We start from the raw sequence: 26485 nt of genomic DNA on the forward strand, positions 1-26485 counted from the left end.
AAAATCTAAACTATACCTACAACGAGGAAATACTTTACTTGCCATATGAATTTTTATAATGTTAAAACGGTGTAAAGTAAATCTGTATTAAGTCACTCTGATGTTTCTTTATTAATTTTCTCGATTCCTACTTGTATATCAACTTGTTTTCTACCCCGTCGCCAAATAGATTATCACCCAATGTTGTAATTTTATCTCCTGTAGCTACCACATGCCGTAGATTATCACATCCCATAAATGCACCGAATTCAATAGCGGTTACACTGGCGGGTAACTCTACCGTACCACATAATCTGCCGCAATTGCTAAATACACGTTGGCCGATCACCTTTAGTCCGTGGGGCAATTTTATACGAAGCAAATATTTTTTTTGAGAGAATGTAAAATCCGGAATAGAAGTTGCATTTGTTTTTGCAATATCTACAGCAACGAGGTTGGGCATGTAGTCTCTGATTAGTTTGAAGTCGTTGTTGTCCAATTTACCTTCAATTGTGAGGAAGTTGATATCTTTGGGCTGTAAGCCTGCCTTTTGTATTTCACTCTCCAGACTACTCATTGCACCCACTTGCAAAGTAGCTTCCTGTGGTTCTCCTTCGATGAAGGCAAATGATTTCCAGTTATCCTTTATTTTGTATCCGTCGCTGCTACCTAATGGGACGAAAATGGCAGTAATACTGTCTGCCAACCCTTCCGGAAGGAGATTGGGCGGCGTTTTCTTTCTGATCTGGCAAATAGCAAGATTACTGCAACCCTTAAAAGCAGCATCTTCGATGTTCTTGATCTTTTCTGAAAGAACCACTTTTTTCAATGACATCTTTCCTTGAGGTTGTCCGTTTACTACCTGGCAGAATGCATATGCAGGAATAAAGTTGGGCATATATACATAGAATTTGTCGGGATGTGTTCCGGCTTTTCCTGTATACATTTTGATCTCTGCATTTGAGATATCGAGTACTTCTAAGTTTTTAAATTCATCCCGCAGGTGCCTGAAGTCTTCTGCATTGATTTTTCCTGTCAGTGTAAGATGAGTAACACTGTTTGCTTCGTCTTCGGTCATCATTGAAATCAATGTTCCTGCTTTGGATACAAAATACTGTTTTTTAATAGGTTGCGCCATAATTCCCGGTGTCGTTGCAGCCAGGAGCAGACCTATAAATAAATGTTTTATTTTCATGAGTGAGCTTTTATTTAGACAAATATACAGAAAAAAGGGAGAACACGCCTCTCTTTTTGTTTTTTATAGTTATTTTTGCTTCCGGCTTAACAATTAATAATGCGGCAGTGGGCATAGTTTTACTATAAGGCTATATGATTGTGGCATACTCTAAGTAAATTATTATATATGGAACAAGAAAATGCTATCCGCCAGGAAAATCCCAGGACAGGGGTTCATGTACTTATCAGTCTGTCTGTTTATATAGGATTATATTTCTTTCTTTCCATGGTGCTTTCTGTGGCTGCTTATCTTGGTTTGGGGCTTTCGGGGGTACATGGATCGTATACACTGTCCCAATACGCAGTTATTCAGACAGCCAGTTTGCTGGCCAGTGTCCTTCCTGCTTTGTTTGTTCTTAAGTATTGCGATTATCGTCCGTTTTCTGATTTAGGACTTAGTATCCGGGGGCGTTGGAAAGACTTCTTGTATGGATTGTTGGTGGCTGTACTCCTGTATGGTATTGGATTCGGACTTTCATTAGCATTGGGAGAGGTCAGGATTATGGGAGTTCATTTTAGCTTTACCAATCTGGCGGGGAGTTTCGGTGTCTGTATTCTTGTTGCCTTTACAGAAGAAATAATGATTCGTGGCTATGTTTTGGGACGGTTGCTGCGGACGAGGCTTAACAAATTCCTTTCGTTGCTGATTTCGTCTGTGTTATTTTCTCTGATGCATCTTTTCAATCCGAATGTAGCTTTTCTTCCCATGCTGAATCTTGTGTTGGCTGGCTGTCTGCTCGGAGTTGCTTTTCTCTATACCCGTAATCTCTGGTTCCCGATTTCGTTACATCTGTTCTGGAATTGGTTGCAAGGTCCTGTGTTGGGGTATAAAGTAAGCGGGATTGAGCTTTGTCCGCCACTGTTACAGCTGCAACTGCCAGAGAATACCATTTTGAACGGCGGTACTTTTGGCTTTGAGGGATCTATCATCTGTACGATACTGATGATTGTACTGACGGGAAGTATTATCTGGTACTTTGAAAGAAGAAAATGCAGATAAATAGGTTTTCTTACTTATAAAATTACGTATTTAACGCAGTGTTAAATAGGTAATTAACGCACAGTTAAAATGCATAGTTTATATGGATAAAGTACGTACTTTAATGGTGTAGATATACAAATGTTAAATACACATTATTAGGTTGCAAATAGATATTTCTTATCAGTCTTGCTATCTTATTCTGCTATCAGTCTCATTTTTATTTTCTATCTTTGTCACCCCCTTTGCATACTGGCAGTGTGCTTAAGGATTAGATTGTAAATGAATAGAATTTAAATAGTAAATATAAAGATGGCTGAACAACCCAAAAGAACTCCACGTAATACCAAATCCAAAACTCCACAACCTATAACTGATTACGGACGTATTCAGCCTCAGGCGCCGGAACTGGAAGAGGCTGTATTGGGTGCTTTGATGATCGAGAAAGATGCTTATTCTTTGGTGAGTGAAATACTTCGTCCGGAATCATTCTATGAACATCGTCATCAGTTGATCTATGCTGCTATAACCGATCTGGCAGTCAACCAGCAGCCGGTGGATATTCTCACGGTAAAAGAACAACTTGCCAAACGGGGTGATTTGAAAGAAGTAGGTGGTCCGTTTTATATCACACAGCTGAGTAGTAAAGTAGCCTCTTCTGCGCATATTGAATATCATGCCCGTATCATTGCACAAAAGTATCTGGCACGTGAGCTTATTACTTTTACCAGTGGCATTCAAAGTAAAGCGTTTGACGAAACGCTCGATGTGGATGATTTGATGCAGGAAGCCGAAGGAAAGCTCTTTGAAATTTCGCAGCGGAATATGAAAAAGGACTATACGCAGATCAATCCGGTGATTAGCGAAGCGTATCAGTTGATTCAGAAAGCTGCTGCCCGTGCCGATGGATTAAGTGGTTTGGAGAGTGGTTTCACTAAACTGGATAAGATGACTTCCGGTTGGCAGAATTCCGACCTCATTATTATTGCTGCCCGTCCGGCTATGGGTAAAACGGCTTTTGTGCTTTCCATGGCGAAGAACATAGCTGTCAATTTCCGTAATCCAGTTGCATTGTTTTCGCTTGAAATGAGCAATGTACAGTTGGTGAACCGTCTTATCTCCAATGTGTGCGAAATACCCAGTGAAAAGATCAAGAGCGGACAGCTTGCTGCATATGAGTGGCAACAGTTGGACTATAAACTGAAAGACCTGATCGACGCACCGCTTTATGTAGATGATACGCCTTCTCTATCCGTGTTTGAGCTTCGTACAAAGGCACGCCGTCTGGTACGTGAGCATGGTGTAAGAATCATTATTATTGACTACCTTCAGCTGATGAATGCCAGTGGTATGGCTTTTGGTAGCCGTCAGGAAGAGGTTAGTACTATCTCTCGTTCGCTCAAAGGGCTTGCCAAAGAGTTGAACATTCCTATTATTGCTCTGTCACAGTTGAATCGTGGTGTAGAAAATCGTGAGGGTATTGAAGGAAAACGTCCTCAGTTGAGTGACCTTCGTGAATCCGGAGCCATTGAGCAGGATGCCGATATGGTATGTTTTATTCACCGTCCGGAGTATTACAAAATATTTCAGGACGATCATGGAAATGATCTTCGTGGTATGGCCGAAATAATTATTGCAAAGCATCGTAATGGTGCTGTGGGTGATGTTCTGTTGCGATTTAAAGGTGAATATACTCGTTTCCAGAATCCGGATGATGATATGGTAATACCTGTGCCCGATGCAGGGGCGATGCCTGTACTTGGCTCGCGTATGAATAGTAGCTCCGGTAATGTTCCGCCGCCTGTACCCGATTTTGCTCCACAAAGTGCCAATCCGTTTGGTGGAGGAGATGAAGGACCTTTGCCTTTCTGATTAGTAAGTTTTTGAGAATGTAATAAACGCATTGGAATCATTGAATTTCAATGCGTTTATTACACTTTTTTTATTATTTTCGGTTTCTATTGATTTGTAGGGAAACACAAAAGATTTTTTATTATTTTGTAAAATAAAGCGGTGGTTGATAAAAATAATGTATCTTTGCAACGCCTAAAACAAAAAACTGTAAAAAGAATGAAACCAAGATTTTTTCATCGATACCTTTCCTCAAAGGTGTTGCCTATTTGGACTATTCTGTTGATTGATGTCTTTATTATTGTATCTTCGTGTATGTTGTCATATGCGCTCCGTTATGATTTTCGTAGTATTTTTTTAGACTCTTCTACTATTGATAAGACTATTCTCTGGACAGTAATTGTTAATCTGGTATTTTTCCGGGTATTTCGTACGTATTCCAATGTACTGCGTTTTTCTTCATTTGTTGATATTATGCGCATTTTCGTATCCCTCACCGTATCATATGGGACGTTGATGGTTACGAGTGTTCTTCTGGATACATATTTCAATGTAAAGATAGCTCCGGTAAGTGTGTTGTTTATGGCGTATGTCATAAATTTTGCTCTGATGGCTTGTTCGCGCATTGTGGTTAAAATGTTTTTTGAAATCATTAATTTTGATCGTAGCCAGACAGTTAATGTATTTATTTATGGTGCAAAAGAAGTAGGTGTAAATATAGCCAAGTCACTTCGTGTGAATTTACGTAATCATTATCGTTTGCGTGGTTTTATTGCCGACGAACCGGAATTGATTGATAAGATTATGATGGGAGTGAAGGTGTATCCCAATGATGATACGCTGATTGAGAGGTTGGAGGATCGCGATGTGAACACCATTATCATTTCTCCGGCTAAGATGGATCAGTTGAAGAAAACGGACATAGCAGATCGTTTGTTGGCTCATAATATAAAACTACTTACTGCACCTCCTTTGAGTGAGTGGGGTGGACAGCCTTTGAATCGTACTCAGTTGAAGGAAATCCAGATTGAAGACCTTTTGCAACGCGAACCGATTGAAGTGGATATTCATAAGATTGCTTCTCATCTTGAAGGAAAAAGGGTGATGATTACCGGTGCAGCCGGTTCTATCGGTAGTGAGATAATGCGTCAGGTAGCTTCTTTTAATCCTTATAAACTTATTCTGGTAGATCAGGCAGAGACACCATTGCATGATATTCGTCTTGAATTGCAGGATCGATGGAGAGATATTGATGCTGAGACAATCGTAGCAGATATTTCTAATCCGACCCGTATTGAAGCTATTTTCCGTGAATATAAGCCTCAATATATATTCCATGCAGCTGCCTACAAACATGTGCCAATGATGGAGGATAATGTGTCCGAGTCTATTCAGGTAAACGTAGCAGGTACACGTATTTTAGCTGATTTTGCTGTAAAATACGGTGCAGAGAAGTTTGTGATGATCTCTACTGATAAGGCTGTAAATCCAACGAATGTGATGGGATGTTCCAAACGTATTTGTGAGATTTATGTGCAGTCTTTAGCTAAGAAATTACAGGAAAAAGGAGAGGGAACCGTACAATTTATCACTACTCGTTTTGGAAATGTATTAGGCTCTAATGGCTCTGTTATTCCTCGTTTTCGTGATCAGATTCAGCGCGGAGGTCCTGTAACTGTGACTCACCCTGAAATTATTCGTTATTTTATGACTATTCCTGAAGCTTGTAGATTGGTACTTGAAGCCGGAAGTATGGGAAATGGCGGGGAGATTTATATCTTCGACATGGGCAAACCGGTTAAGATTGTTGATTTGGCTAAGCGTATGATTAGTCTTTCGGGGCGTACAGATGTAAAAATAGAGTTTACCGGATTACGGCATGGAGAAAAGTTATATGAGGAACTTTTGAACGTGAAGGAGTTGACAAAACCTACCTATCACGATAAGATTATGATTGCTACCGTCCGCGAGTATGATTATGATGAAGTAAAAGAGCGTATCCAGAATTTAATTGAAATGAGTTATACGTACGATCAGATGAAGATTGTAGCAGCAATGAAGGATATTGTTCCCGAATTTGTAAGTAAGAACTCTTGTTTTGAAGCGTTGGATAAGAAGAACTAATAGGCAAAAATAAAGGATAAAAAAATAGCTGTGTTACAAAAATAACGCAGCTATTTTTTTATTCTCTATTTGTTGGAGAAGTATTTCAAGAATTGAGTACGTTCCCACATATTGATGCCTTGCACATCTTTTGCATTTAATTTTCCCTTAAACTGTGCAATACTTTTAAACCCTTTCTGTTCCATCCATGTGGCCAGGAAACGGGTCATTTCTCCAATATACATGTTGGTATTTTGGTAGATTGTACTACATACTTCTACAGCTGATGCTCCTGCCAGAATCGCCTTTACTACAGCTGCAGGTTTGTGTACCCCTCCGGATGCTGCGTAATCGATCTTATCAACCATTGAAGAAGCAATTCCTACCCAACGAAGTGTTTTGGATAAGTCGGAAGCACTACTGAATACATTTCCGGAGATATGTTCCATCTTTTCAATATCAATATCCGGCTGGTAAAAACGGTTGAACAATACAACTGCTGCTGCGCCGTTAGCATAAAGTTGGTCAATGAGCGCCACAGGATTGGTCAGGTTATCACCCAGTTTCATGATTACAGGAATCTTAACGACTTTTTTAATATGACTCAGAATATCAATATGGCGTTGTTCAAACGAGCCATATTGATATTGAATGTCCGATTGCACTGCGAGGATATTAATTTCCAATGCATCCGCACCGGCTTCTTCCATCTGCTTTGCAAAATCAATCCATTCTGTATCTGTATAACAGTTGATACTTGCGATGATTGGAATATCACATACTTTCTTGCTTTCTTTGATCAGTTCCAGATATTCGGCCAGTTTATGTTCTCTGATATAATCAGCCAGATAATCATTACCCTCAGAATATGTGGGATCTTTAAGCTGATCAGCTTCAATAAGTATCTGCTCCTCAAAAAGCGATTTCAATACGATGGCTCCGGCTCCTGCTTCGGCCAACTTCTTGTTTTTTCCGGCACTATTGGTTAGTCCCGAACTGCTAATGATAATGGGATTCTTAAGTTGAAGCCCGGCAAAAGTAGTTTTTAAATCGGTCATAGTAGATAATTTTAAATGTTATAGTCTCTTTCTCCAAAAATCTTGCTTCCTATCCGTACAAGTGTACTTCCTTCGGCAATAGCCTGAGGATAATCATGTGACATACCCATAGATAGTTCACAAAAAGTGTCTGAATGAGAGAAGTAAGTAGCTTTCAATTCTTTGAAAAAACTATTTAAAGAACAGAATTCCCGGTCTATTTGTTCAACATCATCTGTGTTGCTGGCCATGCCCATAAGTCCGCATATCTGTACGTTTTTCAGTTCTTTCCATGTTCCGGCAGACAACATCTCCCTGCATTCTTCAGTGCTGAAACCAAACTTTGTCTCTTCTTGTGCTATATGCAATTGCAACAGGCACTTAATGGTACGTTCAACTTTGGCAGCTTGTTTATTGACTTCTACAAGCAGCTTATATGAGTCGATACCATGAATCATGGCTACATAAGGAGCCATATATTTAATTTTGTTTGTTTGCAAATGTCCGATGAAATGCCATTCGATATCCTTGGGTAAGCTCTCGTGTTTGGCAGTCATCTCCTGTACTTTGCTTTCTCCGAAAATACGCTGTCCCGCATTATAAGCTTCTTCTATCGCTTCACTGGGATGGAATTTCGAAACAGCAACCAACCGGACTCCTGAAGGTAGTTCGGTCAATACTTCTCTTAGATTCTCCGCAACACTCATATTGTTGATTTATAAATTATGATTTATGAATTATGATTTATGAAAAACTCCGGTGTATGAATTCATAAACCATAATTCAAAAATCATATATCAATTAAACTTCCGGTTTATCATTAGGTCCTGCACTGTATGGATATACGTCCATAATGGCAGTCTCGGCTACAGAGCCAATTTGGTAATCAGCCATTGTACCTTTCATTCCTTCATCCAGTTTTTTCACAGCATCACGTAAGTCAGATGCCTGCACTAATACCTGTGTGGATGTTTTTTTCTCAGCACCACTTTTTTCGTCCAGAGTGACAAAGATGAGTTTGCATTTGAACCAGCGGTCTGCCGACTCTTCTTCACTGGGAAATAGTTCGCTGTAATTGGCGCGTTTGATATCTGAAACGGTGAATTCTCCTGTGATAAATGGGGTCATCTCTTCGATAATGCGTGCTTCTGCTTCTGTAAAGCTGAGTGCATCTACCAAATAGGGTTCGGTTACCTTTTTATTCATTCCGTTTTCCATTAGTTTTTCGTAACGGATTTTGCACTCAAACCAAGTATGCATTGCCATATTTTTCTGCTTTTTATTTAGTTAATATATTATTTTTCTGCCATTTATCTTTCCAATAGGGCTAAATGGTCTACAAAGATAATTCAAAAAACATCTTTCTGCATCTATAAACAAAAGAATTTATCACAAATAAAGCAGGTTTTAAAGTCTTTTTTCGGGATGAACTTACTTACTCAACTACACATCGCACTGAATATCCACAATAATCTGAATAGGCTGCTCCTTTAATTTCATGCGTGTCATACCTCAGAAGAACACCGTTTTCTGCTACTGCTTTTTGGGTGGCTCCCATATTCCAATAGGCAGTATATTTCCTGGCAAATTGATAGATACTGGAATCGTTCTCTTTTACTTTAGTAAAGATGCCGGTGGCAATAGCATTGAACCCTGTTGCATTGGAAGATATGAATCCGGATTTTTCCCATAAATCATCTCCTTTCAGAACTGCTCCGTCTCCTTCGATGTATATTTTTAATAGTTCCCAGGCACTATTATCGGCTATTTTCCATCCTTTGGGAGCTAACTTTCCGGTGACAACAACTGCTTTATTATAGAAAATAAATGTGGACTCTTTGAAATATCCGGCAGAGCTTTTAGAATAATTGGTAGCTGTTTTTAAAGTGATTTTCTTTCCGTCATTGTATAATGTTGTCCGAAGATCTTTTCTGGTCCAATATTGAGTCCCGATTTTTACAATGGGATACGTGATTATTTCACTTCCTCTGACGTCGGACAATATCTTCTTTTTAATAGACAGTAATACCGGATCGATGGGAGGTATAAATGTAATTGATAAATCAGAGGTGATATAGAAAGAAGAGATTGGACGCTGGTTGCCGGGAGTGTAACTTAATGTGTTTGTATCACTGTGCCACATCACTTTACCACCATGTACTGCATTGTCATCACTGATTATCTGAAGTACGGTTCCTTTTGTCCAGTCACTTTTTCCATCTTTTACAGGATAGATAACAATCGCTTGTGCATGTATTTCGGAAGCAGATAAATATTCCTTGCAAACTTCTGCTACTATTTTTCCATCAGAGGTGATGTTGTATACAGAACTTTGTTCAAAATCAAAATCGCTAATTGAGATACATGTCTTTTCTACTTTTTCAACGGGAGTGATTTCACTTTTGTTTCCTTCTTTCCAGTCATTAATGTCTGGTATTATTCCACTTATTCCTTGTTGCGGATTGTACAGTATTGTAAGTTCACAGGAAGTACCACTTCCTAATTCGTAATTCTCGGCAAGCTGACATTCATAACGTTTAGAATCTGCAGATAGCGTGAGTATCTCTGTTCCTGCTGCTATCGTTTGTGGAATTAATATACTTCTTTTTCCAATTAATGTTCCATTATCGATGCTCCATTCACCGTTTGGAAGAATATTTTGAATTTCATTGAGCAAAGAAAATTCCTTTGTTTCAAAATCATATCTGGCTTGTGTGAAGACGTCATTTATGCGAATTGAGGGATTATTCTTTTTAAGTGCATTTATATCATATCCTCCTGTTGGCTTGATTCTGATAGTTAGTTGGCATAGTTGGTGTATATGAGGCAATTCTACATTCTTTTTACCCGAAGCGACATTACTAACTTGTGCGGTCATGAAATCAGAATTGTTATAGCTGGCTATTGAACTCTGATCCGTACATACGGTTAGATCTATCGTATTTTTCTCCTCTGTAATACCTGCTTTCTGATAAGGGTAATAACTAATAAAATCACATTTTATCTTTTCTGCCGGATAATATATTTCTTCATCAGAAGTAAATCCTGAGGCTGTACAACTAAAACGTTTGTTTGATACATAACGTTCTTTACTCAAAGTCGCAGGTGATACCAGAACATATATTCCAATAGCTTCATTACACTCTTTTTGGTAAATTTGAGTATGGAGTGTTTTTGCCGATATTTTGATAGGAATATCACTGGGAGTAATAGAAGTCTTTTCTTTTTCTTCTTCTCCGATGCTGTTGACACACGAACTGGCTATCAAAGCACTCAATGCAATGATATTTGTACGAATTATTGTCTGGATATAGGTATTCATATGTGTTACTCTTTTAGGCAACGTATGGAATAGGCACAGTAATCGGAGTTTTTGACTCCTCCTGTTTCATTTAGTTTATAGCTGAGAGAAAAACTTTTATCATCAGGTGTTTGGTTTTCTTTTTTTATGCTCCAATAACCTACAAGCTCTTTAGAATAACTATAACTATACAGACCCTTATCGGATTTAGAATAAATACCAATTGGGCTTCCGTTAAATCCGGTTTTATTATTAGCTTGGGATATACTATTATAGGATGTCCATGTATCTGTCTTCAATACCGCAGCTTCATCTTTAATATAGTTTTTTAATTTCTCCCATTCTGTATTATCTGGTAGTTTCCATCCTTGAGGAGCCATCTTACCTGTAGTAATAGCTGCCTGGTTATAGAAATAGTTAGAATATGATAGGTAATAACCTGCTGTTGTATTCTTCAGATTGTTTGTATTATTGGTAATGGAAGTCGCATCATTATACTTAGTTGTCTTCAGATTCTCCTGCATCCAGTATTGAGTACCTATTTTTACAATTGGATAAATATTTGTTTCGGCACCTCTGATATCTGTTAACACACTTTCTTTGGCTTGAATTTGTTGTACGTCCTCACTTTTTTCAAAGATTATATTTCCATTTTCGTCTACATAAATTTGTTCTATTGGAGCTTTATTTCCAGCTATGTAGGTAAATGAATTATTTGTTTTATCCCAGTTGATATTTCCTCCATGTATATTTTGAATTTCACCAAGTATTTGTAGTACAGTTCCTTTGTTTGAATTGTTTGTAGGATATAAAACAATAGCTTGTGCATCGATATTATCACCTAACAGGTATTCTTTACAGATCTCTCCGATCACTATATCCGATGAAGTTGTCAGGTTGTATATACCGGTTTTCTCAAAATTTAAGTCAGAAACAGTTACCGAGCTATTATCAACTTTTTCGTCAAGATCTGTACTACCACTGCTGCCTGGTTTCCAATCACTTATAGATGTTGTGATTCCTCCTATTCCTACCCTTGAGTCATATCTGAGTAAAAGTTCGCAACCGGTTTCACTTTCTAAAGTAAGATCCGTTGGCATGGATGCACAATAAACTTTGTTGTTAACCCGCAATGTTAATTCGCAATCGGGCGTTATAGGTTGTGGTATTAAAATGACTTTTTTTCCGGTAAGTTGGTGACTTTCTTCGTCTATTTCCCATTTTCCGTTTGGAGTAATGCTTTGTGGGGTATTGAATGCGCTGAATAACTCTGTATCCATGTTATATGTAGCTTTTGTATTCAGATTGCTGATACTGATAGATGCATTCTGCTGTAGCTCATTGATATTTTCTTCTTCGTAAACTTGTAGAATGATACTTAACTGGCATAACTTGTGATTATATTGTAAGTTTACGGCCTTCAGGCTTGGGGAGATCCCGGTTGCTTTAGCTACCATGAAATCTGAATTACTATATTCTGTAGTTGAACTTTGGTCGGTGCTGACATTGACTTTTATGTGATTACTTCCTTGTATAATTCCCTCCTCCTGATAAGGGTAATAACTGATAAAATCGCATTTACCTTCTCCTTTAGGATAGTATATTTCTTCTTTAGGCGTAAATCCGTCTGATGAATATGTAAGGCGCATATTCTCTATGTGTCTTGATCCGCTTAGATTTTCCGGTTGGGCTAATACATAAAGTCCAATGGCATTGTCGTTGTCGAATTTGTTATCAGTGATACGTGTGTGAGCCTGGACTTGTAATATTCGTCCGGAAATAGTGATGGGTATATTACCCGAAACAGGTAGAGGAGTAGGCTCTTCTAACAGTTGAATATTGTTAACACAGGAAAAATAGAAAAGAGAAGTTACTGCTATTAAACTATGTTTAGCAGCTTTTTTAAGAGTGTTTTTCATGTTGTTTTATTGTTTGTTATCCGGTAAATGTAATACAATATATCTTATAAATAAAATTTTATCTATCTGATTTCCAATATAATTTGTAATGATTTGGTTTGTAGTATTTTAAAAATAATGTTGTTTGTATTTATTTTTTGATTTTATTATTTAATATAATCCATTTTTTTTAGTCAACGGGCTGTTTCTATGAAGAAAACTTTTCTTTGCTATTTACATATGAAGTTCATTTAAGCGATAGTTACTACGAAATATGAATAAAAAAACAATTTATAATCTAATGATAGTAATATATGAACTGTTATCAGATCGTTGAATACTGACTCTGAAACCGTTGATTTATAACGGTATGAACGATATCTAACTTTGTGCGAACGAAAACAAAATGGAAATCTGTTTTTTTGAATAAACCCGAAACATTTGAATTTTGACCTGTGTGAACGAGTTAATATATTTGCAATATCGATAAGAAACGTACTCTGTATCCTTTCTTATTCTAACTTTATGTATAACTTTATATTTAATTATTATGCAAAGAAAAACAAGATGTCTTTTCGTAGTATTTCTTCTACTTACAAACCTTGTGGTGTATGCACAGAGTATTACGGTGACAGGAAAAGTGGTGGACAGTGACGGTCTGGAAGTCATTGGAGCAAATGTTACTTTAAAAGGAGCGCCCGGAGTAGGGGCGATTACCGATCTGGATGGTCATTACAAATTAAAATCCGACAATCCTTCCAAAGATGTACTGGTATTTACTTTTATAGGAATGGATACCCAGGAAGTACCGGTGAAAGGAAGAAGTAAGATTGATGTAACTTTAAGAGCAAGCTCCGTAATGCTTGATGAAGTAGTGGCAATTGGTTATGGTGGAATGGCCCGTAAGGATATTACAGGATCTGTTGTTTCTGTGGATGCGGAAGCTCTTTCTAAAGTACCTGTGTCGGACATCACCCAAGCTTTGGCAGGACGTGTCTCCGGAGTAATGGTAACACAAAATGAAGGTGAACCGGGATCTTCTATCTCTATTCGTGTACGTGGAGGAATTTCTATTACGCAAAGTAATGAACCGCTGTATATTATTGATGGTTTTCCAAGCGAAGATGGTCTCTCGTCTGTAGACCCTGCAGATGTTGAATCTATTAATATTCTAAAAGATGCTTCTTCAACAGCTGTCTATGGAGCACGTGGAGCCAATGGAGTGGTAGTGATTACTACCAAAACTGGCAGTAAGAATGATAATAAATTCTCTATTTCTTATGATACTTATGTTGGGTTCTCCAAACTGGCAAGTAAGTTGGATATGCTCTCAACAAAGGAGTATGTGTTTCTGGATTATGAAAGACGAAACTTCTCGGATGAAGATATAGATGCCGGTAATATAACCGGGTTTACCAATTTATATGGTGACTTTGCCGATATTGAAAAGAATTATGCAAATCGTAAAGGTATAGATTGGCAGGAAGAGGTTTTCGGAGGAACAAAAGTTATGCAAAACCACCGTGTAAGCATTGCCGGAGGAACAAAAGAGTTGCGATATAACATGTCATATGCCTATTTTGATGAAGAAGGGCTGATGAAAGCCAGTGGGAGCAGCAAGCACAACGCTAAACTGAAAGTTGATCATAAACCGAATGACCGGTTGACTGCTTCGGGATCAATTTCATTTGATCATACTACGGTATATGGTATGGGAACTTCCGGTGATAATTATGGATTTAATAAGATGGGATCTATTTTATCTTATCGTCCTACTGCCGGTATGTTGGGAGATGACAGGCAGTTGGTCGAGAATGATGATCCACTGTATGATGACGATAAGAATGCAATGCAGAATCCTATTATATCAGCCCTCTCGGAACATAAGAAAAGAGAACAGCGGACCATACAGATCAATGGTAGTCTGAGTTATGAATTATTGAAGGGATTGACTTTTAAAAATACTACAGGAGCCCGTTTCTCTACCCGTCGTACGGAAACATTTTACGGAGCACTTTCTTCTACTGCCAAACGTTCGAGCATTAATGGTACTTTGCAGAACAATGAACAAGGTAGTTTCTCAACTTCAAATACTTTGACGTATGCAGGAAAGGTAAAAAAACATAGTTATGATGTGATGCTGGGACAAGAATATGTGGCACGTTGGAGCCGTTGGTTCAGTGCCAGTGCTTCTAACTTTCCAAATGATGATATCGGTTTGAATGATATGTCGTTGGGAGCTACTCCGGGAACTCCAAAATCATCTTATAATGATGATGACATTCTCTTGTCATTCTTTGGGCGTGTGAACTATTCGTATGCAGATAAATATTTATTTTCTGCTTCCATGCGTGCTGACGGTTCTTCAAAATTTGGCGCCAACAATAAATGGGGATATTTTCCGGCTGTATCTGCTGCATGGCGTGTAGGTGAGGAGGCATTTATCAAGAATCTGAATGTGTTTTCTGATCTGAAGTTGCGTATAGGATATGGTTTGGCTGGTAATAATAGAATTAGCAGTTATGCTTCATTACCGATTATGGGTAGTAATAACAATTTTTATCCGAATGGAGAAGGAATAACCAATGGGTTTGCCTCTACACAGATTCCGAATAAAGATCTGAAGTGGGAAGCTAACAAAACATTAAATATCGGTCTTGACTTCGGATTTTTTAATCAGCGTTTAACCATCTCTCCGGAATTTTATATAAACCGTAGTTCCAATCTGCTTTTAAATACAAAGATTCCTACCTCTTCAGGATTTAGCACAATGCTTCAGAATATTGGTGAAACTGAAAATAAAGGTATTGATATCAGTATTACTTCTGTTAATATCCAGACTAAGGATTTTCAATGGATTACCAATCTGAACTTATCGCATAACGTAAATAAGGTGATCGCCTTAAACGATCAGGATAGTTTTCTGGAAGAAGCTAAATTCGGATGGAATCAGAATAACTATATCGTTGAAGTAGGAAAATCATTAGGGCGGATTTATGGTTGGAAAACAGTTGGATTATATCAGGTGGATGATTTTAATTATGATCCTGCAACAAAAAAATATACATTGAAGGAGGGTATTCCCTATAATAAGAATAATGCTCCACAACCGGGATATTGGAAGTTTGAGAACGTAGATGATGAAGGGGTGAGCAAAGGGGTTATTGATGATAATGACAGGACAGTCATTGGTGATACAAATCCTTATTTGTATGGAGGTATGAATAATACGTTCAGTTATAAAGGTTTCGATTTGAGTATTTTCCTTAACTTCAGTTTGGGAGGAGATATTCTGAATGCAACGAAATTGGCTAATACTCTTTCCGGAAGAACAGGAAATACTACAGTACTTGATATTGCCAATTCATCGAACCGTTGGGTAACGATTGGAGAGGATGGTAAGAAGATTACTGATCCTACTGCATTGTCACGTTTAAATTCGGGTAAAACAGTAGCTTGTTACAGTGATATGCAGGATGGCGATAAGTTCATGCACTCATGGGCAATTGAAGATGGCTCGTTTTTGCGAATCAATAATATTTCACTGGGATATACATTCCCGGCAAGTATGTTGAAGAAGACAAAGGTTATCAAGAAATTACGTTTATATCTGACGGCTAATAATATTCATACCTTTACTAAATACAGTGGATTTGACCCGGAAGTTTCAACAATGGGCAATGGAATTACACGTGGAGTGGACTGGGGAGGATATCCGAGAAGCCGTTCTTTTGTTTGTGGTGGAAGCATTACTTTTTAATAACTGATAATGATGAAAAATAATATGAAAAAATATATAGCAATCTTCTGTCTGATGTCCGGACTGACATCTTGTACCGATCTATTGACGGAAACCCCTGAATCCTATTATGATTCAACCAATTATTTCGTCTCAGTTCCTAATGCAAATATGGCTGTTGCTGCCGTGTACAACACTTTAGGAGGTATGGGACATTACGGGCAAGCAGAAATGGCCATACCTACCTCCGATGATATGTATTATGTATCAGGTACTAATACGGATAATCTGCGCCGTGATATTTCGCATTATATGGTTTCAACAAATAACCAGTGGATAGAATCTACATGGGATGCAAAATACAAAGGACTTGACAGGGCGAATTTTGCATTGGATGGAATTCGTTCAATGAAGGAATATGCTATAGGTAATGAAACATTGAAGAAGTATGAAGGTGAACTTTGCTTTCTCCGTGCTTTTATAGCTTTACAGCTGGTGAGAAACTGGGGAGATGTTCCGTATAAAACAACCTATACGGCTTCAGTTAGTGATGCTTATTCTCCTCGTGTAGATCGTGAATTAATCTATGATCAGATTATGTCGGATCTGGAAATAGCCAGAACTCAGCTTCCATGGGCTGATGTAAATACAAGTCCGGAACGGGCAACTCAGGGAGCTGCCAGAGCATTAACTATGAGGGCATTATTGCAAAGAGCCGGATATAGTCTGAAAGCAGATGCTAAACTCTCACGCCCGTCTGAAGATAAAAGAAAAGAGTATTTCAATGCAATCCTGACAGAATGGGAAGCTTTCAAAAAGAGTGGTTTCCATAATTTTTATTCCGGAGGATACGAACAAGCCTGGAAAAATTATTGCCAGAATGTAGATGAACCGGTAGAGACGCTTTGGGAAATAGCATTCTACACTCCCGACGGGAAAGCTCCCGGTGCAGGTATGTGGGGGACTTACATTGGTCCTTCAACAGACCAGGCCAGTATTTACGGACGTGCTAATTCCTTTTTTGTAGTCCTTCCTACGTGGGCTTCTTTCTATGACGAGAATGATATTCGTCTGGATGTAAATATATGCCAATATAAAATTGATAATAAGAGTCAGAAAGTATATAATATTAAGCCTTACGATCCGAAAAAACCAGCTACAAGTCCGGATACCCCTTCCAATAAATTCTATTATCCGGGCAAGTGGAGAAGAGAATGGATTGGGGTAGGTATGTCTAAAGATCCTAATAATACGGATGTGGATTATGCGGTTTTGCGCTATCCGGATGTAGTATTAATGGTAGCTGAAGCTATGAATGAGCTGGATAGAACCGATGAGGCTGTTGAACTGTTAAATATGGTTAGAAAGCGTGCCGGGATAACAGAACTGAAAAAAGACTTCTCTAATTATGCTGCTATTTATAAAGCACCGAAAGTGATAGATCTTGATTTCATTGATGATTCTACTCCTGCGGGTAAATTCAGAACCGCTTTGTATTGGGAAAGAGGCTTTGAACTGTGTTATGAAGGTACTCGTAAATATGATCTGATTCGCTGGGGTATTTTGAAAGAATCATTGGAGAACATGTATAAGTATATGAAGTCGACCGAAAATTTACCTGATGGTGATCCGAAGAAATATAAATATGCATTGAATGCTTTTCCTGCAGGTAAAGGAGATCGGTTTGTAACAGGTAAGCATGAGCTATTTCCGATACCATTGATGGAAATACAACGGAACAAGGCATTGGGCTCATTGAATAATCCGGGTTATTAAGGTTTGTTTTTAGGATAAATTGGATTTGATTTTACCACCGGTATCGCAGGATTTGCAGAGATATTACATTGTCTATTGAATGTATAAAGCTGTGTGAACTGTGCAACCGGTGGTGAATAATTAGTAAATTGGAAGATGAAAATAAAAAAATGGGTTTTGATTGCTTATCTCTTATGCTTCATTACAGAGGTGATGAAAGCACAGGTCTATTCTTTTGAGAATAAAAAAGTACCGGAAGAATGGAGTATCGATGGTGGAAAACTTGAAGTATCCCGTTTAAAGTATAAAGAAGGCAAACAATCACTTAAAGTAGTATGGGATAAAAATGCCATTGTGCGTTTTACAGGAAAGGAGTCTCTGGATGCTGCAAGCCGGTCGGTTAATGGTGGGATTACAGCATGGATATATAATGAGGTACCGGTCACAGAATATATGTATCTCTCGTTTGCTGATGAATCCGGAGCAGAGGTGTGTCGGCTACCTTTTAAAATGGATTTTAAAGGATGGCGTTGTGTATGGGCTAAGTTCAGGGAAGATATGCTGATGAAGCCGGGAACTATAATTACCTCCTGTGCTATGATAATGCCTGAGAACGTAGAAACCGGGACTATATATTTGGACTATGTAGAGTTTACTCCTACGGTTTCGTGGCAGAAGATGTCAGACGCACAATATAAGGTAAATCAAAAGGATTATAGTTTGATTCACGATTTTATAGGATATCGGAATACATTTCCCGATCTTTCGGACGTGATTGTCAGAGATGAGAATAGAAAGGGAGTTGAGACAATTAAAAACAGATTGATGAAGTGGTATTTAGGAGATCAGTCTGCTGATAATCATCCGATGGTAGAAATCAGAAAAAGAGGTGAGAGTGATTTTATAAAGAAAGGTTTGAAAGCTGCGGAAGAAATTCAAATCAGATATGATGCCGATGGAGTGGCAATGGGAGAAGGATTATTTCCATTATACTTCTCTAAAGCAGGTGTTACAAATGTAGCTACCTTCCCGGACATTAATAAGTACATTCTATTACCTCTGGCATTAGATTACCGGAAAAACAAATCAGAAAATAGCCTGAAGAAAGCACTCTATATTTATGATTGGTTTCATGATCAGGGATGGGCTGATGGTAGCGGAATGGGAACATTATGCTTTGAGAAACTGCGCAGTGCAGGATATTTTCATTCGTTCTTTCTGTTAAAAGACAATTTATCTGAAGCTCAGTTGAATCGGGAATTGAAAGCCTTGAAATGGTTCACAATGTTCGGAGCATGTTATCAGAAACCTGAACATGCCGGAGAAGTAGCAGATAATCTTCGTGCATTGGCTTTACCTAAATTGATATATGCACTTTCGTTGACTGATTTGACAGAACAGCAAGCAGCTATGACAGCTTTTTCTTCTTATATGAATAATGCACTTGATTTTGGTCCGGGCTTCTTTGGGACTATCAAAGCCGATTATTCAGGCTATCACCATCGGGGTCCTTATAACAGCGCATATTATCCTCATGCACTTTATGCTGCATCTTTAGTAGCTTATCTTTTGCACGATACCCCCTATGCTCTTTCAGAATCTTCATTGACGCACCTGAAACAAGCATTACTTACTTTCAGATTTTTTTCGGCCAATCTGAATATACCGTCAGGTACGGTAGGACGTTTCCCTCGTGGACAACAAGTATTGCAGGAGTTGTTGCCGGCTTTTGCCTATGTTGCTCAGTCGTTTCCCGAAACAGATACTGAACTGACTGCTGCTTTTAAACGCTTGGTTCGCAAAAATCCGGATGTAGTAAAATCGTTTATGGCAGAGGTGAATTCTGATCTTACTTATACTAACAGTGTGGGCGAAGCAGAAGCTATGATCAAGCTGTTACAAATGGATATAGAAGAGGAATCAGCGCCGGAAGGTTCTCTGTTTATGCCTTATTCCGGTTTGTTGGTAGTCAAAAATAAAGATTATCATATTAATGTAAAAGGGTTTAGCAAATATATATGGGATTATGAATCGTCTGTATCCGAAAATTTATATGGGCGCTATTTGTCTTACGGGCAGATTGAGTATTTCCATTTTGGGAAAAATACCCGTAGCTTCTATCCGGCTAATCAGGCTTTTGACTGGAATTATTTGTCGGGAACTACTTCTATTGTATTACCTGTTACAGAATTGGGAGCGAAGAAAAATAAGCACCGCAATTTCTCGGATGAAACCTTTTTGTGTGGTGTCAGTACTACCGGTCAACGGTCTATGTTTTCGATGAGGCTGCATGATTTGAAATATGATGATAGTTTTCGTGCTAACAAATCGGTTTTTGTAATAGATGATATTATTCTATGTCTTGGATCTGATATCCGTAATGGCGATAAGCAACATAAAACTGTAACGACTCTGTTTCAGTCTCCTGTGAAACAAAAAGTGAAGATGGAGAAACGTAAAACAGGAGTATTACTCAATGATCATTCAGGTATGTTGTATGCTATGAAAGATTGTGATCCGGTAGTTCAAAAAAATGATTCGTTTACAATTGCATACATTGATCATGACGTAGCTCCCGACCGGGCAGGGTATCAATATTACGTAGTTACTAACGGAGATAAACAACTGGCTGCACACCTGTTGTCAGAAAATACACCCATACAGATTCTGCGTCAGGATGATAAAGCTCATATAGTGAGAGTAAAAGACAGGGATATCACCTATGGAGCAGTTTTTAATAAGGATCAGACGTTTGATTCATTGTTAGTGAAGCGTGTTAATATTCCTCTTTCCTATATAATAGAAAGTGAGGATAAAGATAAAATGAAAGTTTTCTTTTCAGAGCCGGATATGCGGAGAGTTTCGAGAACCAGTATGGACGGTTTATCAGAAGAAGACGTGATAGAGGAAGAAAGAGCTATTGAAACAGAGTTGGTTCTTAATGGTATGTATGACGTTTATAGTCCTGTTACTCCGTTGAAAGTTCAATATGAAGATGGAAATACATTAGTACGTGTTTTGACGATACGTGGTAATAACTATATGTTTAATCTCCGAAAGAAAAGCTTATGAAAAAGATTTGGTTAATAGTGATCTGTTGTTTGCCGATTTTTTGTGTAAATGCACAGAATGATCTGACGTTATGGTATACAACTCCCGCCCGTGTATGGGAAGAGGCTTTACCTCTCGGAAACGGGCGGTTGGGAGCTATGGTGTTTGGAGATACCCAAAAAGAGCGGATACAATTTAACGAAAACACATTGTATAGTGGTGAACCTGGTGCATTAAACCGCTCTACTTGTATCCTGCCTCAATATGAAAAAGTACGGGATTTACTGAAGCAGGGTAAGAATGTTGAGGCCGAGAAGATCATGCAATATGAATGGATAGGCAGGCTTAATGAAGTATATCAGCCTTTTGGAGATGTCTGTTTTGATTTCAAAATGAAAGGAGAAGTGACGGAGTATGTTCATTCGCTGGATGTGGAGCAGGCAGTGGTTACTACCCGGTATAAACAAGGAGGGACAGGGATTTTACGAGAGGTCTTTGCTTCATTTCCGGGACAGGCTATCGTAATACATTTAAAGGCTGAAAAGCCGGTATTACACTTTGAGATGCAACTTGCATCATTGCATCCGGTTCATCTGTCCACTGAAGGAGGAAGACTTCAGATGGAAGGACGGGCTCCTTCACATGTACAGCGGAGAACTATTGAGGGGATGAGGAAATATAATACAGAGCGTCTGCATCCTGAATATTTTGATGAAAGGGGAAAAGTGATCCGTACGGAACAAGTGATTTATGCAGAAGACACAGGTATGGCATTTGAAGCTTGCGTTATACCGCTGAAGAAGGATGGAGTAATCACCCTCAAAGGTAACAGACTGGTTGTGAAAGATGCGTCGGAAATAACATTTCTGCTTTATGCAGCAACTTCTTACAATGGTTTTGATAAGAGTCCGTCAAAGGCAGGGAAGAATGTGGCAAAAGAACTGCAAGCACAGCAGAAAAAACTTGCCGGCAAAGAATATCAGCAAATCAGAAATGAACACGTCGCTGATTACCAGTCTCTGTTCAAACGGGTAGACCTGGTATTACCATCTTTTCCGAATCAAAAAGATAAGCCGACAGATATCCGGTTGAAAGAATTTCAAACGAAGACTGATCTGTCATTAATAGCACAATTATTTCAATATGGCAGATATCTGATGATTTCAGGTTCCCGTCCCGGAGGGCAGCCATTGAATTTACAGGGCTTGTGGAATGATAAAATAATTCCGCCCTGGAATTCGGGCTATACGACAAATATTAACTTGCAGATGAATTACTGGCAGGCTGAAGTAACTAATCTGTCCGAATGTCATCAGCCGCTTTTTACATTTATCGAAGAAATAGCACAGTCGGGTAAGGAGGCTGCCCGTAATATGTATGGGCGAAATGGTTGGATTGCCCATCATAATATGTCTATCTGGCGGGAAGCCTATCCGGCAGATGGATTTGTGCATTGGTTTTTCTGGAATATGTCTGGTCCCTGGTTGTGTAGTCACATCTGGGAGCATTATCTTTATACGAAAGATGTTGCTTTTTTAAGAGAGTATTATCCGATATTAAAGGAGTCTGCACGTTTTTGTTCCGAATGGCTGGTGCAGAATACAAAAGGAGAATGGGTGACTCCGGTCAGTACTTCTCCGGAAAATACATTTCGTATGCCGGATGAGAGAGAAGCAGCTGTATGTGAAGGATTGACTATGGATATGGCTATTATCAGAAATCTGTTTGGAAATACGATTCATGCTGCTGAGCTACTGGATATTGATATAGAGTTTCGTAAAATGCTTGAACAGAAATCAAAATATTTAGCCGGATATCAAATCGGTTCACACGGACAATTGTTGGAGTGGGATAAAGAATATGAGGAGACAGAACCTCAACATCGTCATCTGTCACATCTCTTCGGTTTATATCCGGGCTGTGATATTACTCCTGATACACCGGAGGTTTTCAAAGCTGCCCGGCAAACATTGATTGATCGGGGGAATAAAACCACAGGTTGGAGTATGGCATGGAAAACAGCTTTATGGGCACGCCAGTATGAAGGTGAGCAGTCATATGCCGCATTAAAAAATCTGATGAGTTTTATTGATCCGCTTGTGGAAAGCAAAAAAGGAGGCGGATTGTATCGGAATATGCTTAATGCACTTCCTTTTCAGATTGACGGAAACTTCGGGATTACTGCCGGTATTGCAGAAATGTTGCTGCAAAGCCATCTTGGAAATATTCATTTACTTCCTGCTTTGCCGACGGAGTGGAAAGAAGGAAAGATTACCGGATTGAAAGCAAGAGGTGGTTTCCTGGTGAATATGGAATGGCAAGATGGTAAACTGCGGACTGCAACCATTCGAAGTGAATACCCGGCAGAAGCTACAGTCGTTTATAAAGATGAGAGACGGGTGTTGTCATGGAGGGCCGGAGAGGAGAAACTGCTGACTTTTAATTAAACCATATGAAATGTATATAAAAATTATCTATACGATACTAGGACTATTAATTGGTTTTGGAGATTTCTTTTTATGTGCTCAGAATAAAGTTGAAACGGAAGCTGATTTCTATACTAAGATTGCTCAGAACGAATCAGGAGAACAACTATTCCGGACTTTGGAAAGTCCACTTGGGAAAACTTTACCTGTGGATAAACAGCTAAAGTGGAGTGGAACGACTGGATATCAGTTTAAGCCAATGGAAAAGATTGATAATTCGGAGGAAATGAAGGAAGCACTGAACCGGATGAGAAAAGACCTTGCGGTATATCTGAAAGATGTGGCACCGAAGAGTGTGGATGTAAGGAGGCGTCTGGTGATATCGAAGATGCAATTTCGTTATGAGACGGAAGAAGACCGGGAAGACTTTACTTGTTTGTTGCGGGGAGAGGGACAATGGGATTCAGTACCCATCCCTTACTATCACGGCCCACAAGGGCCATCGACCGCCTGGTATAGGGTAGAGTTGGAATTATCCGAAAATATGTTTTCATTTCCTGCCTTAATGCTTCACTTTAATGGAGCAGATTACTATACAGATGCATTTCTGAATGGGCATCATGTGGGTTATCACGAAGGAATGCTCGATTCGTTTGAATTTGATATAAAGAAATATGCTCGCAAGGGGAAGAATATTCTGTTAGTTAGGTTACGCAATGATTATTCCTTACTGGGAAGTGAAGGGGAGAATCGCCGTTGGGGACATAAATTAGCTGCTAGTAATTCTCCGGGATGGGACGATCCTTTCACTGGATGGTCTTGTTGCCCTGCCGGATATGGGATATACCAGTCCCTTTATCTGGAAACTCGTTCGGTTCCATATATTGAAGATATATTTCCTCGTCCCAACTTAAAGGATAAAAAAATTATTCTTCATGTGGAAATAGAGTTGGCAAATGGAGATGAAGCGGAAGAGTTTATGTTGAAATATAGTGTTTACGGGCAAAATTTTGCCTGTTGTGTAACTCGGGATCAATGGCAGAAAGTGGAAGTTGTGGGTGGGAGAGTAGTCACCTCAATTGAGATATCTATGCTTAAACCGGAGTTAAGGCTTTGGTCACCTGAAAGTCCCTGGCTATATCAGGCACAGGTAGAGTTGTATGATAAAACGGGAAGGGTAAGACTCGATAGTCGTAAGCGACAATTTGGTATGCGTTCTTTTGAAATATCAGCCAGTAGTATCCCGAAAGGACGAATGCTGCTGAATGGAGAAGAAATTCGTCTGCGAGGGGCTAATACAATGGGGTTCTTTCAGTTGGATGTGATGCGGAAAGACACAGCTCAGCTAATAGATGATATTTTGCTGGCGCGTTTGACCAATATGAATTTTATCAGAACTACACAACGGACAATGCCCGAAGAAGTCTACGATTATGCAGATCGTCTGGGGTTATTGTTACAGTCAGATTTACCATTATTTGCTTATATTAATCACAAACAATACAGTGAAATATTGAAACAGGCGGGTAATATAGAACGGTTATTACGTAGTCATCCCTCTGTTATTTTGCTGAGTTATCTGAATGAATCGATGGCCGGGAAAAAACCTCACGCTTTAAATCGGCAAGAATATGAACGGTTGTTTGAAGCTTTGGATGTTGTAGTGCATCATGAGAATCCCGATCGGGTAGTGAAGTATATAGACGGAGACTATCAAATGCCTAACGGCGGGTTCCCAGACCACCATCTATATAATATATGGTATGAGAATCATGGTATTTCCATAGATAGAATGTGCAGAGGCGATTGGATGAAAGTTCCGGAAGGCTGGATGTATGGTTGTGGTGAGTTCGGGGCTGAAGGACTTGATTTTGTCGAAGTTATGTGTAAATATTATCCTCAGGAGTGGTTACGGACGGACTTGGTAGGAGATTGGTCTCCCAAGAATCTGATAGCTCGTCATTCGAAGGCTCAGACTTGGGATAGGCATTGGCATTGGTTTGAAACCCAGAAAAGTATGGAGGATTGGGTGGAAGAGAGTCAGACTCATCAAGCTTGGGGAATATCCAAAGTAGCACGTGCTTTCCGGAGAATGCCTCGTATGAACTCGTTTGCTGTCCATCTGTTTATCGATGCCTGGCCCAATGGTTGGATGAAGGCAATCATGGATTGTAAAAGGAATCCTAAAAAAGCATGGTTTGCTTATCGGGAAGCTCTAACACCACTGGCAGTTCAGGTAGAGTCTGAACGCAACTTGTTTTATGCGGGAGAAGAGTATCCTTTTCAGATATGGATTTGTAATGATGGTCGATATTTCTCAGATATGCAGTTGAGATATGTGATGGAATATTCAGGAAAGGTATTGGATAGTGGACAATGTGATGCTGTAATACCTACTGTCAGTGACGGGTCTGCGTTCCAAGGATTTCTGAAGGTGAAGTTGCCCGAGGTTAATCGACGTTCTGTAGTAATAATACGAATTGGACTATTCAGTAAGAGTACAGGAGAGCAACTTCACGAGGATGTATTTAGTTGTACCGTATTTCCCAGGTTATCAATAGAAGATTCCCAGGTGATATATCCATTAGGTGAATGTGCTGACGAGAAAGAAATACTAAGTGTGTTTCAGCCAAGAATGATAAGGCAAAGTGGAGGAAATATAGTGCCTGAGAATATTATTCTTATCAGTGATCTTAAAGCCTATATGCTGCGAAAAGAGGAAATAGATAAAGCTGTTAGGAATGGAGCAAAGGTGGTTTTCTTGAGAGAAGCATTGGCGGAGGATGCGGAACTTTGTGGGAGTAGTGTTGAACCGGACAACTTAAAAGGACATAGTTGGATATTATTTCGTAATGCGTCGCATCCCTGGTTGCGTCAAAGTGGAAGTACGGATTTGAAATATGCATTTGATTCATCGGTGAATGCACCGCAGCGTTATACGTTTACTACTCTTCGTGCTCCGGAATTCGTGCCTGTACTGACTTTTAAAGATCAGGTAGTGGTCGCTGAGAAACCATATGGAAAAGGGCAGGTTGTTTTACTTTCGCTTAATTTGGCAGGCAGATTGACAACTAATCCTGTTCTTGGTAATATATTGAATTCAATAATGAAACGAACTAATCAATGAAAA

Annotated in this window: 14 protein-coding genes; 8 read left to right on the forward strand and 6 right to left on the reverse strand. The window is 39.1% G+C overall.

Annotated elements, in window-relative coordinates; genetic code table 11:
* Positions 1-127 precede the first annotated feature (127 nt).
* The gene (locus tag QX565_RS18150; RefSeq protein ID WP_122201565.1) at positions 128-1174 is read right to left on the reverse strand and encodes a leucine-rich repeat protein; all 1047 of its coding nucleotides are present in this window, start codon (positions 1172-1174) and stop codon (positions 128-130) included.
* A gap of 168 nt (positions 1175-1342) precedes the next feature.
* Here QX565_RS18150 and QX565_RS18155 point away from each other — a divergent pair, with 168 nt between their 5' ends.
* From QX565_RS18155 to QX565_RS18165, 3 genes are all read left to right on the forward strand, one after another.
* Positions 1343-2215: a CPBP family intramembrane glutamic endopeptidase gene (locus tag QX565_RS18155; RefSeq protein WP_289293813.1), complete on the forward strand. Its 873-nt coding sequence runs from the start codon at positions 1343-1345 to the stop codon at positions 2213-2215.
* 291 nt (positions 2216-2506) lie between these two features.
* Positions 2507-4066, forward strand: coding sequence for a replicative DNA helicase (dnaB, locus tag QX565_RS18160; protein WP_025867152.1), 1560 nt, complete (start codon positions 2507-2509; stop codon positions 4064-4066).
* A gap of 198 nt (positions 4067-4264) precedes the next feature.
* Positions 4265-6169 carry a polysaccharide biosynthesis protein gene (locus QX565_RS18165; protein ID WP_025867153.1) on the forward strand — a complete coding sequence of 635 codons (1905 nt, stop codon included), beginning with the start codon at positions 4265-4267 and terminating at the stop codon, positions 6167-6169.
* Between the two features lie 65 nt (positions 6170-6234).
* Here the strand turns inward: QX565_RS18165 and QX565_RS18170 are convergent, their stop codons facing one another.
* The 5 genes from QX565_RS18170 to QX565_RS18190 form a co-directional block, all read right to left on the reverse strand.
* Positions 6235-7206, reverse strand: a complete 972-nt coding sequence (locus tag QX565_RS18170) for a dihydroorotate dehydrogenase-like protein (protein ID WP_221650156.1) — start codon at positions 7204-7206, stop codon at positions 6235-6237.
* An 11-nt stretch (positions 7207-7217) separates the two neighbouring features.
* On the reverse strand, positions 7218-7892 hold the full coding sequence (locus QX565_RS18175; protein WP_289293815.1) for a YggS family pyridoxal phosphate-dependent enzyme: 675 nt from the start codon (positions 7890-7892) through the stop codon (positions 7218-7220).
* Positions 7893-7986: 94 nt separating this feature from the next.
* Positions 7987-8451 carry a DUF4494 domain-containing protein gene (locus QX565_RS18180; protein WP_002559826.1) on the reverse strand — a complete coding sequence of 155 codons (465 nt, stop codon included), beginning with the start codon at positions 8449-8451 and terminating at the stop codon, positions 7987-7989.
* Between the two features lie 169 nt (positions 8452-8620).
* Positions 8621-10507, reverse strand: coding sequence for a fimbrillin family protein (locus QX565_RS18185; RefSeq protein ID WP_289293816.1), 1887 nt, complete (start codon positions 10505-10507; stop codon positions 8621-8623).
* Positions 10508-10512: 5 nt separating this feature from the next.
* Positions 10513-12405, reverse strand: a complete 1893-nt coding sequence (locus QX565_RS18190; RefSeq protein ID WP_289293817.1) for a fimbrillin family protein — start codon at positions 12403-12405, stop codon at positions 10513-10515.
* A gap of 529 nt (positions 12406-12934) precedes the next feature.
* Here QX565_RS18190 and QX565_RS18195 point away from each other — a divergent pair.
* The 5 genes from QX565_RS18195 to QX565_RS18215 all read left to right on the forward strand — a co-directional run bounded on the left by QX565_RS18195 (position 12935) and on the right by QX565_RS18215 (position 26482).
* Entirely contained in the window at positions 12935-16144 is a 3210-nt protein-coding gene (locus tag QX565_RS18195) for a SusC/RagA family TonB-linked outer membrane protein (protein WP_289293818.1), read from the forward strand.
* A 24-nt stretch (positions 16145-16168) separates the two neighbouring features.
* Positions 16169-17899: a RagB/SusD family nutrient uptake outer membrane protein gene (locus tag QX565_RS18200; RefSeq protein WP_289293819.1), complete on the forward strand. Its 1731-nt coding sequence runs from the start codon at positions 16169-16171 to the stop codon at positions 17897-17899.
* A 135-nt stretch (positions 17900-18034) separates the two neighbouring features.
* Complete coding sequence (locus QX565_RS18205) at positions 18035-20950, forward strand: chondroitinase family polysaccharide lyase (protein ID WP_289293820.1); 2916 nt, start codon at positions 18035-18037, stop codon at positions 20948-20950.
* Complete coding sequence (locus tag QX565_RS18210; RefSeq protein WP_289293822.1) at positions 20947-23376, forward strand: glycoside hydrolase family 95 protein; 2430 nt, start codon at positions 20947-20949, stop codon at positions 23374-23376. Before QX565_RS18205 ends, QX565_RS18210 begins: the two co-directional genes overlap by 4 nt.
* 10 nt (positions 23377-23386) lie before the next feature.
* Positions 23387-26482: a glycoside hydrolase family 2 protein gene (locus QX565_RS18215; protein ID WP_289293823.1), complete on the forward strand. Its 3096-nt coding sequence runs from the start codon at positions 23387-23389 to the stop codon at positions 26480-26482.
* Positions 26483-26485 lie beyond the last annotated feature (3 nt).

Source organism: Bacteroides sp. 41_26 (assembly GCF_949740115.1).
Classification (GTDB): domain Bacteria; phylum Bacteroidota; class Bacteroidia; order Bacteroidales; family Bacteroidaceae; genus Bacteroides; species Bacteroides nordii.

What these genes read in the sequence shown, in the direction of transcription:
- QX565_RS18150 (WP_122201565.1), bottom strand. Translation starts at nt 1,174, where the DNA reads ATGAAAATAAAACATTTATTTATAGGTCTGCTCCTGGCTGCAACGACA.
- QX565_RS18155 (WP_289293813.1), top strand. Translation starts at nt 1,343, where the DNA reads ATGGAACAAGAAAATGCTATCCGCCAGGAAAATCCCAGGACAGGGGTT.
- dnaB (WP_025867152.1), top strand. Translation starts at nt 2,507, where the DNA reads ATGGCTGAACAACCCAAAAGAACTCCACGTAATACCAAATCCAAAACT.
- QX565_RS18165 (WP_025867153.1), top strand. Translation starts at nt 4,265, where the DNA reads ATGAAACCAAGATTTTTTCATCGATACCTTTCCTCAAAGGTGTTGCCT.
- QX565_RS18170 (WP_221650156.1), bottom strand. Translation starts at nt 7,206, where the DNA reads ATGACCGATTTAAAAACTACTTTTGCCGGGCTTCAACTTAAGAATCCC.
- QX565_RS18175 (WP_289293815.1), bottom strand. Translation starts at nt 7,892, where the DNA reads ATGAGTGTTGCGGAGAATCTAAGAGAAGTATTGACCGAACTACCTTCA.
- QX565_RS18180 (WP_002559826.1), bottom strand. Translation starts at nt 8,451, where the DNA reads ATGGCAATGCATACTTGGTTTGAGTGCAAAATCCGTTACGAAAAACTA.
- QX565_RS18185 (WP_289293816.1), bottom strand. Translation starts at nt 10,507, where the DNA reads ATGAATACCTATATCCAGACAATAATTCGTACAAATATCATTGCATTG.
- QX565_RS18190 (WP_289293817.1), bottom strand. Translation starts at nt 12,405, where the DNA reads ATGAAAAACACTCTTAAAAAAGCTGCTAAACATAGTTTAATAGCAGTA.
- QX565_RS18195 (WP_289293818.1), top strand. Translation starts at nt 12,935, where the DNA reads ATGCAAAGAAAAACAAGATGTCTTTTCGTAGTATTTCTTCTACTTACA.
- QX565_RS18200 (WP_289293819.1), top strand. Translation starts at nt 16,169, where the DNA reads ATGAAAAAATATATAGCAATCTTCTGTCTGATGTCCGGACTGACATCT.
- QX565_RS18205 (WP_289293820.1), top strand. Translation starts at nt 18,035, where the DNA reads ATGAAAATAAAAAAATGGGTTTTGATTGCTTATCTCTTATGCTTCATT.
- QX565_RS18210 (WP_289293822.1), top strand. Translation starts at nt 20,947, where the DNA reads ATGAAAAAGATTTGGTTAATAGTGATCTGTTGTTTGCCGATTTTTTGT.
- QX565_RS18215 (WP_289293823.1), top strand. Translation starts at nt 23,387, where the DNA reads ATGTATATAAAAATTATCTATACGATACTAGGACTATTAATTGGTTTT.